The organism is Meiothermus granaticius NBRC 107808, assembly GCF_003574355.1.
In the GTDB taxonomy this organism is placed as follows: domain Bacteria; phylum Deinococcota; class Deinococci; order Deinococcales; family Thermaceae; genus Meiothermus; species Meiothermus granaticius.
Window position 1 is genome coordinate 65,141 of sequence record NZ_QWLB01000010.1, and the last position, 15,449, is coordinate 80,589.

The following is a 15,449-nucleotide window of genomic DNA, read 5'->3' on the forward strand; positions in this document are numbered from 1 at the left end:
GAAAGGTGTGTTTGAGCGAATTCTAGTTCCCTACAACGGCGGTGAAAGTGCCCAGATGGCCCTCGATCAAGCCATCTTGATCGCACAGCGACATGGGGGCATCATCCACGGCCTCAACGTGTTCGACCCCGCTCCTTACCAAAGCGAGCCCCTGCTGATGGACCTGGGGGATGGGCTGCCCACCTCTCCCATAGGCCCCAGCCTTTCCAACGAAGCCCATCTGCTCAAGATTGCCGAAGGACGCGCCAAAGAAAGCCTCGAGCACCTGGAGCAACGCTGCCAAGAGGCCGGGGTTCGCTACCGCACCCAGCTGGTCTTGGGGGCGGTCGCCGCGCAAGTGCTCGAGGCAGCCCACCAAGCCGATCTGATGGTGCTGGCCCGGCCTGCCGGCACCCCCAAGCTCCGGGCGCTGGTAGACACCTGGGTACGCCAGAGCCCGGTACCGGTCTGGCTCACCGTGGGGGCCCCGGCAGAACCCCAGCAGGTGGTGCTGGCCTATGACGGCGGGATACGGGCGGCAGACGCCCTGCAGGTGGCTGTCCGGCTGGCCCAAGCCTGGAAGCTGCCCCTGGGGCTATGGGTGGTTCGCGAGGAGGAGCAGGTAGATGAGGCCACCCTGCAACAGGCCCAGGATTTGATCCACGAGCTAGGCACCGACTTTGCCTCAGCCCAGCTCGTAGAAGGCCAGCCGGATCAGGTACTGGTTTCCCTCACCGGGTCCAATCAGCTTTTGGTGATCGGCACCCATGGACACGGGCACTTTTTGGGGCTGCGCTTTGGCCACACGGTGGACGCGGTGGTGCAGGGGGCTAAAGGGGCCTTGCTGATCTGCCCGTAGAAGCAGGTAACCCACCTTCTTCACCCCCGCAAGCCGCATAATCAAAGGGCTATGAAATCTGTTTGGAAATGGAGCATCGGGGGCCTGGTGTCCTTAGCCTTGAGTGCCTGTGTGCCCGCACCGCTGGGGAGCGGTCTGTATGCGCCCTTTGTGCTGGGCCAAGACACCGTGACCGCCGCCCCTGGGCAGACCGTCTATGCGAGCCGCACCTACGACCAGCACAACTGGGTTTTGCGCACGGTGTTTGACAGCCAGGGCAATATCCTCTCCCGTACCGTGGATGACCTCGGTTACACGACCGGACCAACCTGGAGCCAACAACCCGACGGGATTTTGAACGACCTGCTGGATGAGCGCCGGTGCAGCTTCAATGAGGATGAAACTAGCCGGCTCCTGCTGTATTTCTATCTCCGACCCCTTCAGCTCCCCCCCAATTGGAACGTGGATTTGCAGGCCCAAGAGGTGCTTCAGTGTGGACCGGCCAGCCGCCGCTTTGACTTTGTGCCCCGCAGCGGAAGGGTGACGGTGGTCGAGCGGCCCATCACCACCTTTTATCGCCTGAACTACATCATCCAGGTGCCCCAAGGCGCCAGCCCAGGCTCCTACACCCTCAGCCTGCAACCCAATGACCCCCATTCCGGCCAGTCGGTGACCGAGAATATCCCCGTTATCGTTCGCTAGAGCCGGGTTATTGCTGGGTGAGCCAGTCAAAAACCAACTGAGACCAGGCCTCGAGCCCCGCATACACCTCCCTTATCGCGCCCAGGTCGGCCAGCTGCCCCTCGAGCTTCTCGGTCTCGATCACCCTTGGTTGGTCCTCCGATTCCACCAGGAACACAATTCCAGCATGAACCCGGCTCACCGGCGAGTCCTCCAAGAGGATGAATCCCACCGGCTCCGCCCGGTAGCGAACGATTCCGACCTCCTCCAGTAGCTCCCTTCGCAAACCGTCCAGAACCGGGTTTTCGCCCACGTCCTGGGGGTTGATATGCCCGCCAACCCCCAGGGTGTAGCGATGGTGCAACCGGGCCTCTCCCCCGCCTTTGGTACGACGCATCAAAAAGAACTGCTCGGCATGGCGAACCAGTCCATAGGGGATAATCTGACGGTACGCAGGGTCTTCCTCAGCCTGCGGACGGGGCAGAAACACCCCTTCCAGGCTCATCGCCCGCAGCAGGGCCGGCTCGAGCTCGATCAGGTGTGGGCTTGACCCCGGAAAACGGTGTGCGGGCAAGGCGTAAACGTATTCCATAACGGATGCTCTCAGGGCTGGGCCCCTTGGGGCAGACTAACGCAAGACCGCCTCCCGACCCTCAAGCCAGACCTTTTCCACCCTGGCTTCCCCGTGGAGGGTGAACAGCGAGCCCAAAAGCTGCTCCACCGAGTCCAGGTGGCGGAAATGCACCTCCAAAGTGCTCTCCGGCTCAGGCCGAAGGTAGAGGATATCGGCGGCCTTGCCTGGGCTCAGGTCGCCAATCTCACGGTCCAAACCGAGAATTTCGGCGCCGGCTCGAGTGGCCAGATACAGGAGATGCGCCGGGGTGAGGGGGAAGCCATCCTCGGCATAGCGCTGGGCAATATAGGCCGATAACCCCTCTTTGAGCAAACTAAACCCGGTCCCCCCTCCCACATCAGAACCCAGGCCAAAGCGAATTCCATGCTGTAGGTGGCGCTTCAACGGAAAGATCCCGCTGCCGATAAAGGCGTTGGAGGAAGGGCAGTGGGCAATCGCGGCCTGGGCCTCAGCCAACCGGGTCAGTTCGGGCTCAGTGGGGTGAACGTTGTGAGCCAGGACCGAGCGTGGGCCGATCAGGCCGAAGCGGTCGTAGGTCTCGAGGTAATTCGCGCTCCAGGGAAACAACTCCGCTACCGCGCGAATCTCCTCGCGGTTCTCGTTGATGTGGCTGGTAAAGTGCACATCGGGGTATTCTTCAAACAGAGCCTGGCACACCTCCAAAAGCCCCTCTGAGGCCGAGAGCGAGAACCTCGGGGTCACTGCATACTTGAGCTTGCCCCGGTTATGAAAACGCTGAATCAGCATCTTCTGCTCTTCGTAGCTGCGCTGAGGGGTGGTGTGAAGTTCGGGCCGGAGCATCCGGTCAGAGCAGACCTGTCCAGCCAGAAGGCGCAGCCCCACATCCTCCGCGGCGCCGAAGAGGTTGGCGGTCGCACCCTGGAAGTGAGAGCCGAACACCAAAGCGGTGGTGGTGCCGTTTCTCAGCAACAGACGCACGAACTCTCGAGCTAGCTCCCGGGCCAAGCGATTATCGCTAAGCCGGGCCTCGAGGGGCAGGGTACGCTGCTGCAACCAATCCAACAGGGTATATCCCATCGCCCCGATGACCCGGGTTTGCGGGTAATGAACATGGGTATCGATCAGGCCGGGAAGCAGGAGGCCATCGCGGCAGTCCTGTAGCTGGGCTCCAGGAAAACGCCGGTGGATCTGAGGGTAAGGACCAACGGCGGCAATTTTGCCCTCCTGCAGGGCAATCGCCCCATCCGAGAACGACTCCAGCGCTTCAGCTCGATGAAACGGATTGTGCGGCGTATGTGCGATAAGACCACGGAGGATTAGGGTCATTGCCGCCCTTCATTCTACCGAGGTCACCTCGAGCCCCACCCGTTCGCCCTTCCGCACATCCACCAGGCCGAAATCGGTCAGCCGCAGCTCGGGGATGACGGCCAGGCCCAAAAACGAGAGCACCATGTAGGGATCAGGGATGCTCACGCCCAAGCGGCGGGCCGCCGCTTCCAGGGCTTGCAGTTTGGCGTCCACCACCGCCATCGGCTCATCGGTGATCAGGCCCGCGATCGGCAGGGCCAGCTCGGCCAGCACCTGGCCGTCCAACACAGCGATCATTCCCCCGCCCAAGGCCTCCAACCGCCTGGCCGCTACCAGAAGGTCGGCATCCGAGATCCCGACCGCCATCAGGTTATGGTGGTCGTGCCCCACCGTACAGGCCAAAGCGCCCTTTTGCAGGCCAAAAGCCGTGACCAAGCCCTTCCCCATCTGCCCGTTTTTGCCGTAGCGCTCGAGACAGATCAGCTTGGCCAGGTCTCGAGCCGGATCGGCCACAACCGCCCCCTCGCGCACGGTGGGGTAGAGCCGCTCCTCCGCGGTCAAAACCTGATGGGGGATGGCCCGTATCACCCGCACCTGGCCCGTTGGGGCAGGAATTCGCAGGTGTTCTTCGGTCAGGGCGGGCAAGCGAACCGTATCGCTGACCGCCGCCGAGCGGGTACATCTCGGGAGTTCCACCACAAGCTCCCCCTGTGCTGCAACCTTTCGGCCCGCCTGATACACCGCCGTCGCCTGAAACCCCTGCAAGTCCTGCAGCACCACCAGGTCAGCCTGATACCCCGGCGCCACCGCTCCCCGGCGGGTCAGGCGGTAATGCCGGGCGGTATTCCAGCTGGCCGCTCGGATCGCATAAAGCGGGTCGGCCCCTAGGGCAATGGCTTTGCGCACCAAGAAATCCACCCCGCCCTCGCGCAGCAAATCCGAAGGCAGGCGATCGTCGGTGACCAGGCCGATGCGGTCGGCATGCTTGGTCTCGAGCAGCGAGACCAAAGCCGCCAGGTTCCGCGTGGTGGAGCCCTCGCGCACCATTAAGAACGCCCCCCCTTCGAGCTTGGCCCTCCCCTCTTGGAGGGTGGTGCTCTCGTGATCGGAAGCGATCCCACTGGCCAGATAGGCCTGCAAGGGGGGGCCGATCAGGGTTGGCGCATGGCCCTCGGGAGATTTGCGGTGTTTTTCGGCCAACAGCACCTTGCTCAGCTCAGGAGCCGAGGCCGCCAGGATGTCCGGAAAGCTCATCAGCTCAGCCACGCCCACCACATCGGGGTGTTGCAGCAGGTCATCCATCTCCTTCAACCCCAGCTCCGCGCCGCTGGTCTCGAGCCGGGTGCTGGGCACCGAACTGGGCACACAAAACCACACCTCCAGCGGCAAATCCTGGCTGGCCTCGATCATCCAGCGGATCCCCGGAACCCCGGCTGCGTTACCGATCTCGTGAGGGTCGGCCACCAGGCCGGTTACCCCCCGCGGAACCACCGCCCGGGCATATTCAGCTGGGGTGACCATCGAGCTCTCAAGGTGCAGGTGGCCATCAATAAGCCCCGGCGCCAGGTAGGCCCCGTTCAAGTCCAAGACCGCATCGGCTCGAGCCTCTGCATACTCCGCCCCCACCGCCGCAATCAACGAACCCGCCAACAAAACATGGGTCTCTTGCAGCTCGAGGGTGAACACGTTAACCAGCCGGGCGTTTTTGAGCAGCAGGGTTCCCGGCGTGCGCCCCATCGCGGCATCTACAGCGAATTGCAGGCTCTCTAGGCTGGGTGGCTTGGGCATATTTGGGGGATTTTACCGCATTGGCCTGAGGCTGAGGTCAAAAAAGGGGGCGCAGCGCTGCGCCCCCTGAGCCCGCTTGCGGCCTGCCCTACTTAGGCTCGTTCGGCCATTCCCCGACCACCCCCGGCGCGGCCCACTCGAGGCCCGCCAGCTCTTTGGGGCCATACGATTTCCCTGCCGGGATCCGCTCGACGCCGTTGCGGTCTTTCATGGGGCCGGTATAGGGAGTGTATTTACCGGCTTTCATCAGGGCCAGACGCGACATCACCAGGTCGTAGACCGTGGTCTGCTTGCCGGTCAGTCGATCGGTGACCTTCTGGGCCTTAAGGGTGGGGATGAACAGCGGGTTGATCGGCTCGCCATAATCGCTGCCCAGCTCGACCGCACCCTCCTTGAGCATCCACCAATAGTCCACGTTTTCCAGGTTCTTGTTGGTATAGGTGCCGTTGTGAACTTTGGTCAGGAAGTCAATGTAAATCTTCTCCCAGTGCACGATCTGCCCGGAGGGAACCGTCTTGGGGGAGACATTTTTCATGGGGGTGTAGTGCCCAAAGGCCGGCAAGCCCTTTTTAGCCGCAGCCTGAATGGTCGCAGGGCTGTCCTCGGTGAAGGCGAAGACATCGTTCCCCTGGGCGATCAGGGCATTGGTGGCCTCGGTGGCTTTGGCCGGGTCAAACCAGCTATTGATCCAGTTAACCTGCACGGTGGCCTTGGGGTTAATCTCCCGCATTCCCAGGGCAAAGGCCCCGATGTGCCGCTTAACCTCGGGGATCGGGAAAGCCGCTACATACCCGCCCTTCCCACTCTTGGAGAGGGCGCCAGCGATGAGCCCATTGAGGTAGTACAACTCGGTGAAATCGGCCTCATAGGTCATCAGGTTGGAGGCCCGCTTGTAGCCGGTAGCGTGGCCAAAGAGCACATTGGGGTACTTCTTGGCCGAGTTGACGATCCCGTCCATGTAGCCGAAGCTGGTGGCGAAGATCACCTTGCAGCCCTCCTGCACCAGCTTATCCACCACCGGCTCAACCTGGGCCTCCGGCACCGACTCCACATATTTGGTCTCGAGCCAAGGCAGGGCTTTCTCGGTAGCCTTGCGGGCCACATCGTGGGCATGGGTCCAGCCGAAATCCCCTACCGGCCCCACATAGATAAAACAGGCTTTGAGCTTATCCCCTTGAGCAAAACCCAAACCGCCCAAGGCCAACAGGGTAAGTGCTGCCAGTGCTTTCTTCATCCTCTCCTCCTACGCGGTACCAAACCCCACCCCCAGCCTCCGCAGCAGGCTGCGGTAGGCAATCGCCACCCGGTCTGACCTTAGGTGCAGTTCAGCCTGAAGGTCAAGCGGCAGCCGCTCGGGCCGCTGGGATTCCACAATGGGCACATCCTGCATGGCCACCCGGTCTTGGAAGGCCCGAATCTCCTCGGGGCTCTGGTCGCCATAGTTCATGGCCACATAAAACCAGCCGAGCGATTCCAGTTCCGAGACCGGGGTCACGCTCATGAAGATCGAGAAAACCCGCCCGCTTTCGTCCCGCTTGGTGAAGTAGGCCGAGAGTGGGGCCAAGACCTCATAGGTGTAGCTCACATAGCGCCCCACCCCGGTTCCATCAGGGTTAGGCTGGTATACCCGGATATCCTTAGCCCGGATGCGCCCTTCCTTTTCCTCGACCTCGTAGTCGGGGATCTCAGGGTGGGCCTGATCGCCCAAAAGCCCCTCGTGCACAAAGGGAAAATGGGCCACATCGAGGAAGTTCTCAACCACTCGAGGGGCACTAGCCCGGAAAGCGTAGGGCCCACACATCACCGTCTTGAAGCCCGGCTGACCCCACTCGTAGAAGGGAGGGATATCGGCTACCGGGGGCTCCAGCGCCCCCCAGACCATCCCGTATTGCTCGCGGGCGGCATATACCCGGGCTGTGGCTTTGGCTGGGGGGGTCTGCTGAGCGTGGGCAGGAAAACGCACGCACCGCCCCCCCCTCTCGTAAACCCAGCCGTGATAGGGGCAGATCACCTGCTCCCGCTCGAGCCGCCCCAGAGAGAGCTTGGTTCCGCGGTGAATGCAGAGGTCTTGCCAGAGCTCAATACCGCTCTCGAGGCCCACCAACACAGCCTCTTCCCCCAACAATCGCACCGGATATAAACCCTTGGTCCGCACCTCAGCCGCCAGGGCCAGAGGAAGCCAATGTTGGCGCAAGATCTCGCTCATAGCACACCAGGGCTCCGCTTTGGCCCACCAGAGGTATTCTTGCAGGTTCCACCGCGCGCGTCTATCCCAAACCGTGGGAAATCGCACCTACCTCACATCTTCCCATCCATTTGGGCAATACAGTAGCCCCTGGAGGTGAGCCTATGAGTTATCCGTTCAAACTACCCGATCTTGGCTACGACAAGGCGGCCCTCGAGCCCAGCATTGACGCTCAAACCATGGAGATTCACCACGACAAGCACCACGCCGCCTACGTAAACAACCTCAACGCGGCTCTGGAGAAGGCCCCCGAGGTGCAGGGTTGGAGCCTGGAAGAGCTGCTCCAAAAGATCAATCAGGTGCCCGAGGCCATCCGTACCGCGGTGCGCAACAACGGCGGTGGGCATCACAACCACACCCTGCTCTGGGACATCCTCACCCCCGGTGGCTCCAAAACGCCTACCGGCAGGCTGGCCGAGGCCATCAACACCACCTTTGGCAGCTTCGACGAGTTCAAGAAGCAGATGACCCAAGCCGGAACCACCCGCTTCGGCTCCGGATGGGCCTGGCTGGTCAAGGATAAGAGCGGCGGGCTCAAGATATACAGCACCGCCAACCAGGATTCCCCGCTGATGGAGGGGGATACCCCCCTGTTGGGAATTGATGTGTGGGAGCACGCCTACTACCTCAAATACCAGAACCGCCGCCCGGACTACTTGGCGGCGATCTGGGACGTAATCAACTGGGACAAGGTGGGCCAGCGGTTCTAACCCCGGTAAAGCGGGAGGGGCCTTCTGGCCCCTCCTTTCATGTTATGGGGCGGTGGTAAAGGAGGTGTCCTTGCTAATAAATAGATCGGCGGAGGCACCGGTGAGCAGCGGGACATACAAGCTCAGAATCTCGTTCGCGGGGAGGTCATCCGGCGAGTTGAACACGCTGCTCTTCACCGAGAGCACCCTCCAGCTGTAGGCCGTACCGTCCGCTAAGCTCATGCCAATGGCGCTGTAGTCGGGAAGCTGGAAGCTAGCCCCGGCGCTGGCCGGCAACACAAACAGGAAGTTGATCCCAGGGCCGGTGAGGCGCACATAGTAGAGGCTGGCCTCGGACACCGGCGTCCAGGAGAGGGTGGGGCGCTTGCTCACCCCGGTGGCCCCATCGGCGGGCAGGCTGTTCTTCAGTACGGTGGTGGTCGGCAAGTTGAGGGTGGTGGGACCGCTGAGGTTCGCAGCGGCGATCTTGACGGCCTGATTCCCTGAGGCATCGCCCCCACTCGCCCACACCGTTCCTCCCTCGCTGGGTAGTTTGATAGAGGTTCCGCTGGCTACCGGCAGGCCCCCCAGACCAAGGCTGAAAACCGCTCCCCCAGCCTTGATCGCCGATAGGCTACCGGCCAGCCCAGTGGTATAAGCACCCCCCGTATAGGAAAAGGTGGTATCCACACTGGGTACGGGATCGGAGCCCAGGGCGATATCCAACCCGGTCTGGCCTACCCCGGCATTGAGGCTGACCCCAGTGCGTTTCCCCAGGAAATCATAGGCGGTGATGCTGCTGCCGCTGGTCTTGAGCTTGAGCGCGACCAGATCGGTGGTTTGGCTGGCAGAGCCAAACCACCCCAAGCCGCCGCTGTAGTTGCCGGTGGTGTCACTGGCGGATATGGGCGATGCGGTGAACACCCCGTTGGTTCCCGAGACCAGAATGGTTTCGCCCGCAGGGAGGGGGTAACTCGGCCCGGTGATCTTGCCGGCGATACTGGCGGATTGAACCGGTCTTCCGCCAATCTTGAGCGTGGCGCGGGTCAGGCCGCGGTACTCGAGCACATCCGTCCCAATCTTAACCGTGAGGGTGTACGGCACGGTCACCCCGGTATAGGAAAAAGAGCCATCCGCACCGGTGGTCTTGAGGTTGGCTCCATTGAGCAGCACATTGGCCCCCGAGACCGGAACATCCGAGCTGTCCAGCACGGTGCCATTGATGGTGATGGTGGGGGGTGGGTTAATGGTAAGGGTGGCGCTGTCGCTCAGCGTTCCAGCGGTTGCGGTAAGCGTGACCGTAGTGGGGCTGGTCAACGAAGCCGGGGGGGTGTAAGAAACCGTAGCTCCGGTCGTGGCGCTCAAGCTGCCAGTGCTGGGGCTGATGGCCCAGCTGATGGTGGGGGATCCCGACACCCCCGAGAGGGTCGCGATGAAGCTTTGCGCTGCCCCTCCAGCCGTAAAGGTGGCGGTTTTGGGACTTACCGTAAGCTTAGGCCCCCCACCGCCCCCGCAGGCCGCTAAGGCCAAGATCAAACCCATGACCAAAACCCGGGTCAAATACGCCATATGCTCCTCCAGCTCACTTTTGGAAGCTCTGCCTTCCTCGAGCCAGCCGCAAGTTAGCAAAGCCGGCGTTATACCCCCGTTATGGCGGGGTTATGGGTCTCGGGCTACCGGCTGAGCACCCAGGCTACCAGACGGTTTTGCAAGAGGCGGGTGCCGAGTTCTGCAGGCAGGGCCGCACTTGACTCCCGCAGCAGAGCCTGGAGTGCCCGGAGGAATTCCGCTCCAGCCTCTTCCCCTAGGGTCCGGGCTCGAGCATAGAGCACCAGGGGCAGGTCATAGAGCCCCTTGGCCCATTCGGCCCGCAGGGCATAGGCCTCCGCCGAGGCCCGCTGGGCCGCCTCTGGCTCTCCTCCGCGCAACAGGGCCAGGCTTAACCCGGCCAGGGCTCGAGCCTGATGGCGATACTCCTTGCGGTCCTCCCAAATCCCCGCGGCCTTTCTGATCAAGCGCTGGGCCTCCTGGGGGTGGTTCCGCTCGAGCCCAATGAAGCCCAAAAAGAACAGGCTGTGCCCCAGCATGGCCCGCTCACCGATGCGGTCGAACTCTTCCAGGGCGGCGTTCAGCTCGCCCTCCGCCTCTTCCAGGCGACCCTCGGTCAGCAGGGCCATCCCCAGGTCCAGGCGCAGCAGGGCCAGATCCCGCCGAGCTTCAATCCCTTCGGCCTCGAGCAGGGCTCCCCGAACGGTGGCCTCCAGGCTGGGCTCGAGGCCAAACACCGCCGCCCCCAGCAGCAACAGCTGCAAGGAATCCCAGATGGCCCACCAATCCCCCCGCTCTCTGGCCTCGGCGTAGAGGGCTTGGGCGGTAGCTAGGGCTGGCAGGTACTCGCCCTTGACCAGGTCCACTAGGGCCTTGTCGGCTTTGAGGCGACGCAGCAACATTCCATCCTCGAGGTCTACCGCCAGGGCCCAGGCTTGACCATAGGCGTTCTCGAAGCGCTCTAGGTCGCCCAGGCGGAACCAGTACCCCGAAAGGTTGCGCAGTGCCCGGGCCTCCATATCGGCATCCCCGATATCGTGAAAGGCGGCAATGCTCTCCAGCAGGGGCTCGAGCTGGGCGTTGGGGTCCCCCCCCCGGTATTCCAGCCAGGCCAACCGGAACAGGGCATGGCCTCGCTGCCAAGGGGTCTGGGCCAGGCGCATGGCCTCCCGGGCGGCTTCGATCCCCCGCCGCACATTGCCCGAGGCCACGGTAATCTCGGCCTCCAGAAGGCTCAGGCGGTATTGCTCATGAATGCCCAGCTCGGCGGCCAATCGGGTCAGCTCAGCCCGCTCAGGAATCACCAACTGCCCTAAGCTGACCCGGGCCTCAGCCGACTCGATCAGGGTACGAAAGCGCTCGGCAGGGGCCTCCATCGGAGGGCACAGGGCCCGGGCCCGGGCGTAGTACTCCAGGGCTTGCCGGGCCAACGGCCCCCGGCGCAAACTGCGGGCTGCCACCAAATAGGCCTGATAGGCCTCGCTCCTTTGACCCGAGGCCTCGAGGTGCTGGGCCAGCAACCAGGGCTCCCCGCCTGTATCGCGCAGGGCCTCGGCCAAGGCCCGGTGCAGCCACTGCTGCCGAGATTCCGATAGCTCGGAAAGCACCGCCTGGCGCATCAGTTCATGCCTTAGGCTATATCCGGCGGGATCTTGGCGCAAAAATCCCCCCAGCCACAGGGCCTCGAGGTCGCTGATTCCCGCCCCCAGCCGGGGCAGGAGACCCACGGCCACATCGGAGGGCAGGGGAAAATCGGCCAGGGCCACCGCCCCCATCAGGGCCACCGCCCCCTCTCCCAGGCGGCTGATGCGGCCCAAGAGGGCCTCGCGCACGCTGGGGGGGAGGGGCAACTCACGGTAGTCAGCGGTAAACTCGTCGAAGGGGGTGCGCCACTCCTGCCCCTCCACTCGCAAAAGCCCCTGATCGAAGAGAAAGCGCACCGTCTCCAGCACATGAAAGGCATTGCCCTCGGTGGCTTGGTACAGTCTCCGGGCAAAGCGCTCGGCTCCTTTGCTCTGCCCCGACATGGCCCGCAAGAGCTCGAGCAGGGCCCCTTCATCCAAGGGCTCCAGGCTGCGCTCATAGAGGCGAGCCTCGCTGCGTAGCTCCCGCAGAGCGGTTTGCAAGGGGGTGTTCGGGGCATTCAGCTCAGGGCGAGCGGTTCCCAGCAGGAACAATCCCAAGGCCACACTTCGCCGGGTCAGGTAGAGCAAAAACTCCAGGCTGGCCCAGTCCAACCACTGCAGATCCTCCCATATCACCACCCCGCCCGGGCGGACCAAACTCTGCAGCGCCCGGGCTAGGGCCTCAAACAACCGGGCCTTACTGGGCTGAGCAGGGGGTAGCCCCAGTTCCGGCAACACCTGAGACAGCTCTTCGAGCCAGGTGGCCTCGAGGTTACCGGGGAGCTTTCCGATCTCGAAGGCTTGGCGCAGCACCTCCAAAAGCCCCCCGAACCCTAAGTCCAGGTTGCTCTCGCGCTGAAGCACCCGCAGCATCTCGCCCTTGCGCCGGGCAAACTCCAGCACCAGACGGCTTTTGCCCACCCCTGGCTCCCCGCTTAGGAGCAGCAGCCCCCGTCCCCAGTGGGCCTCGAGCCAGGCCCAATCCGCGGCCCGCCCCACCAAGGGCGGCTCAGCCAAGGTGCGCGGGATGGAAACCCCCGTCCGGGGCAGCCCCCCGGTTCGCAGCTGGGCATAGAGCGCCGCGATCTCAGGACTAGGCTCCAACCCCAACTGCTCCGCCAGGAGCTGCCGGTATTCCTCGTAATGCCGCAGGGCTCCGCTGTGGTCTCCCATCAGGGCCAGCAACCGCAACACCGCACCTTGTTCAGCCTCCTGCAAGGGATCTTGCGCCAACAGCTCGCGGTACACCGCTAGGGCTTCCGAGTAGGCTCCGGCAGCCTCGAGATGCCGCGCCTGACCCAGCATGGCCTCATGGTGAAGCCGTTCCCAGCGTTCGCGTTCGGGGAGCAACCAGTCCCAGAGGTTCTCTGAGCCCTTGGGGTCTAATCCGGCCAAAAAACCCCCGCGCCACAGGGACACCGCTTCCATCCAGTTCCCCCGAGCCAGGTAGGACAGGAAGTGCTCGAGGTCCGTTTCCACGTCCCCGAGCTCGAGGTACTGGGGCCCTTGCACAATCACCTGCTCCCAGGGCGTTCCCTTGAGCCGGAACAGCTCCTGGCGCAGGTTGCGCCGCACTGTCTCCTCGCTGCCCTCCCACAGCAGGTCAGCCAACACGATGCGCTCCACCCGGGTTTTGTGTACAGCCAAGTAGGCCGCAATTACCGCGGCCTTGCGGGGCAAGGCCCTCACCAGCCTCCCGTTTTCGAACAACTGCGGAGGACCGAGCAGACTCAGATAAAGATCCAAGCGAGCCTCACCCAGAAGCGGCGCAAAAAAGCCCCAGCAGCCCCGCTGCGCATCTGCAGTTTACTCCGGCTTTAGCTCCGGAAGGTCAGCTTTTGAACGGCCGCTTGCCAATCTTGGCTGCGGGCCAGGCTGGTCCCAATCAGCACCGCATCAAACAGGCTGTGCAGCTCTTCTAGTTCGGCAGGGTGGCTGTACCCCGACTCCGCGACCAAAGCCCCACCAAACCCCCGCTCCCGGGCCAGCCGCCCCAGCCGAGGCGCGGTGGTGCGGTCAATCTTCAGGTCTACCAGGTTGCGGTTGTTGATGCCCAGGATCTGGGCCCGGCTCGAGAGGGCCACCTCCAGCTCGGCCTCGTCGTGCACCTCAACCAGTGCATCCAACCCCTGTTGCTGCGCCAGCTCGAGGTACGCGCCGGTCAGCTCACCCAGCACCGCCACGATCAGGAGCACCGCCGAGGCCCCCAGGGCCCTGGCCTCCTCGAGCTGTCGGGGGTGAACCGTGAAGTCTTTGCGCAGGATCGGCAGCCCTACCGCTTGGCGCACCGCCAAAAGGTCCGCGTTGCTGCCAGCAAAATAGTGCGGTTCGGTGAGCACGCTGATGGCCCTGGCCCCCCCCTTGGCGTAGGCCTGGGCCACCTGGGCGGGGTCGAGTTGGGCGATGTCTCCCTGGGAGGGACTCTTGCGCTTGACCTCAGCGATGAGGGAGAGCCCTGGGGCCTGAAGGGCCTCCAGCAACGAGGGCCGGGGCTGGGAGGTAGGGGGAAAGGAAGGCGGCTCGAGATCCACCACCTCCGCCCAACGCCTACGCGAGATCTCCCCCAACACACCGGGGACCCGGGACAGATCGGGCTCGAGGCGCATCAGTTGGACAACTCCCGGAACCCTTCCGGAATAGGCAGGGCGCGAATTTTGTTCAGGGGCCACCATACCGCGCTGGCCCGGCCCGCGATGGAAGTCTCGGGAATGGGGCCAAAGGTACGCGAATCCTCCGAGCCCCCGAAGGTGCGGTTATCCCCCATCACGAAGTAGTACCCCGGCTTGAGCTTGAGGGCGGCGTTGAAACAAACCTCCCCCGCGTTGGATTTGTCCAGTTCCTCCTGGGTAGGGGGAACCAGCATCTCGAGGGTGGGCTTCAGATACGGCGGCAGGTCGCCCGGGCTAAAGCGGGTCTGTTGCTGGGTGATGAGGGCGGTCAGCTTGCCATTTTGGTAGCAGGTCACCGGATAGTTTTCAGGATAGGGGGTGATGAACTGGTTGATGTGCACCTCGTTGAGCGGCTTGCCGTTGATGTTGACCACCCCGTCCTTGATGCTCACGGTATCCCCAGGGATCCCGATGATGCGCTTGATGAAGAAGGCCCGGAATGGAAAGCCAAGGAAGGGAAACTGCGCCACCGAGTTGGGGGTGCCCTCCGGAGGCTTCACAATCGCGACCTCTCCCCGCTTCCAGTGCATCAGCCCAAAGCGCACCAGCCAGGTCTCATATTTGGGGACGAACACCCGTTCCCCGTTTTGCAGCGAGAGCGCCCCCTGGGGCAGGGGGTTGCCGTTGAGCGGGTTCATGCTGTTGCCCACCACGCCCACCGTGGTAAAAAGGAAGGTGGTCACCAAAAAGGCCAGCAGCAGCGCCTCGCCCACCTGGCGGAACCATTCACGAAAGAGATAATCCCAGAAGTTACGCATGTCGTTGGGTCCTTGATCTTGCCCGCCCTATAGCATACAGGCAAGCCGGGCCCCTGCAAGCTAAAGCCCCCGGGTGAACCAGGGCTGAAGCAGCCCTACAGGGGCTCGAGCGGGCTTTGCTAGAACCAACGCCCCAGGGATTATTGAACTCCAGGCGGCCTCCCGGCGGGTTGGTAGGGGGGGACACCTGCACAAGCCCGGCACAGGACTAGCCCCTCCCCACGAACCTCCCTGCCATTCAGCACCTCCTCCCCACACCCCGCGCACACCGCCCGTTGACTGGGCTTGCCCACCAGCTCACCCACCCAGTCCAAGGAACGCTCCCACTCCAGCCTAAACAGCTCGTCCGCCGAAAGCTCCTGGTAGGCCTCCATATAGGCATCCCACCGCCGCTGTCCCAGCCTCCGCCCCTGCTGCACCTGTTCCCGCAGGCCAGGCCGGGGGGCCAGCCGCATCCCCCGCAGGCTTTGGGTATCAACGAAGGTCGCGGCCACCCGTCCGTAGTCCAGCAAGCGCATAGTACGCCGCCCCAGCCAACATCCTGTGGCCACCGAGACCCCATCGGCAAAGCAACCATCGGTCTCCACCACCACCAGCAGGCGTTTACCCTTCTGGGGCAGTTCCAGCCCCAGCAGCTCCCCCGCCCATACCCCCATCCGCACCCCCAGCACCTGGCGAGGGCAGAGGTGACGGTGCAGCTCTGAGCTTCGCCTCAGAAGTTCGGCT

The 15,449-nt window shown here is 63.4% G+C and carries 13 protein-coding genes; 3 read left to right on the top strand and 10 right to left on the bottom strand.

The window, feature by feature from the left end; genetic code table 11:
* The first annotated feature begins 7 nt into the window (after nucleotides 1-7).
* Nucleotides 8-838 carry a universal stress protein gene (locus Mgrana_RS05240; RefSeq protein WP_119356550.1) on the top strand — a complete coding sequence of 277 codons (831 nt, stop codon included), beginning with the start codon at nucleotides 8-10 and terminating at the stop codon, nucleotides 836-838.
* 51 nt (nucleotides 839-889) lie between these two features.
* The gene (locus Mgrana_RS05245; protein ID WP_119356551.1) at nucleotides 890-1,519 is read left to right on the top strand and encodes a hypothetical protein; all 630 of its coding nucleotides are present in this window, start codon (nucleotides 890-892) and stop codon (nucleotides 1,517-1,519) included.
* A gap of 7 nt (nucleotides 1,520-1,526) precedes the next feature.
* Here Mgrana_RS05245 and Mgrana_RS05250 read toward each other — a convergent pair whose 3' ends face one another.
* From Mgrana_RS05250 to Mgrana_RS05270, 5 genes are all read right to left on the bottom strand, one after another.
* On the bottom strand, nucleotides 1,527-2,090 hold the full coding sequence (locus tag Mgrana_RS05250) for an NUDIX hydrolase (protein ID WP_119356552.1): 564 nt from the start codon (nucleotides 2,088-2,090) through the stop codon (nucleotides 1,527-1,529).
* A 36-nt stretch (nucleotides 2,091-2,126) separates the two neighbouring features.
* A complete protein-coding gene (guaD, locus tag Mgrana_RS05255) occupies nucleotides 2,127-3,419 on the bottom strand; it encodes a guanine deaminase (protein ID WP_119356553.1) in 1,293 nt (430 codons plus the stop codon).
* A gap of 9 nt (nucleotides 3,420-3,428) precedes the next feature.
* Entirely contained in the window at nucleotides 3,429-5,189 is a 1,761-nt protein-coding gene (gene ade, locus Mgrana_RS05260) for an adenine deaminase (RefSeq protein ID WP_119356554.1), read from the bottom strand.
* An 88-nt stretch (nucleotides 5,190-5,277) separates the two neighbouring features.
* A complete protein-coding gene (locus Mgrana_RS05265; RefSeq protein ID WP_119356555.1) occupies nucleotides 5,278-6,423 on the bottom strand; it encodes a BMP family ABC transporter substrate-binding protein in 1,146 nt (381 codons plus the stop codon).
* A 9-nt stretch (nucleotides 6,424-6,432) separates the two neighbouring features.
* Entirely contained in the window at nucleotides 6,433-7,395 is a 963-nt protein-coding gene (locus tag Mgrana_RS05270) for an aromatic ring-hydroxylating oxygenase subunit alpha (RefSeq protein WP_119356556.1), read from the bottom strand.
* 143 nt (nucleotides 7,396-7,538) lie between these two features.
* Between Mgrana_RS05270 and Mgrana_RS05275 the strand changes: the two genes are divergently transcribed.
* Entirely contained in the window at nucleotides 7,539-8,144 is a 606-nt protein-coding gene (locus Mgrana_RS05275) for a superoxide dismutase (protein ID WP_119356557.1), read from the top strand.
* 42 nt (nucleotides 8,145-8,186) lie between these two features.
* On the opposite strand, the gene Mgrana_RS05280 is transcribed toward Mgrana_RS05275, so the two are convergent.
* The 5 genes from Mgrana_RS05280 to Mgrana_RS05300 all read right to left on the bottom strand — a co-directional run.
* The gene (locus Mgrana_RS05280) at nucleotides 8,187-9,692 is read right to left on the bottom strand and encodes a carboxypeptidase-like regulatory domain-containing protein (RefSeq protein ID WP_119356558.1); all 1,506 of its coding nucleotides are present in this window, start codon (nucleotides 9,690-9,692) and stop codon (nucleotides 8,187-8,189) included.
* Between the two features lie 104 nt (nucleotides 9,693-9,796).
* Nucleotides 9,797-12,985, bottom strand: coding sequence for an ATP-binding protein (locus Mgrana_RS05285; RefSeq protein ID WP_240631260.1), 3,189 nt, complete (start codon nucleotides 12,983-12,985; stop codon nucleotides 9,797-9,799).
* Between the two features lie 128 nt (nucleotides 12,986-13,113).
* Nucleotides 13,114-13,902, bottom strand: a complete 789-nt coding sequence (gene trpC, locus Mgrana_RS05290) for an indole-3-glycerol phosphate synthase TrpC (RefSeq protein WP_119356560.1) — start codon at nucleotides 13,900-13,902, stop codon at nucleotides 13,114-13,116.
* Entirely contained in the window at nucleotides 13,902-14,723 is an 822-nt protein-coding gene (gene lepB / locus Mgrana_RS05295) for a signal peptidase I (protein WP_119356561.1), read from the bottom strand. Before lepB ends, trpC begins: the two co-directional genes overlap by 1 nt.
* A 140-nt stretch (nucleotides 14,724-14,863) precedes the next feature.
* Nucleotides 14,864-15,449, bottom strand: a 586-nt coding sequence (locus tag Mgrana_RS05300) for an FmdE family protein (protein ID WP_119356567.1), incomplete at its 5' end; no start/stop codon positions are given.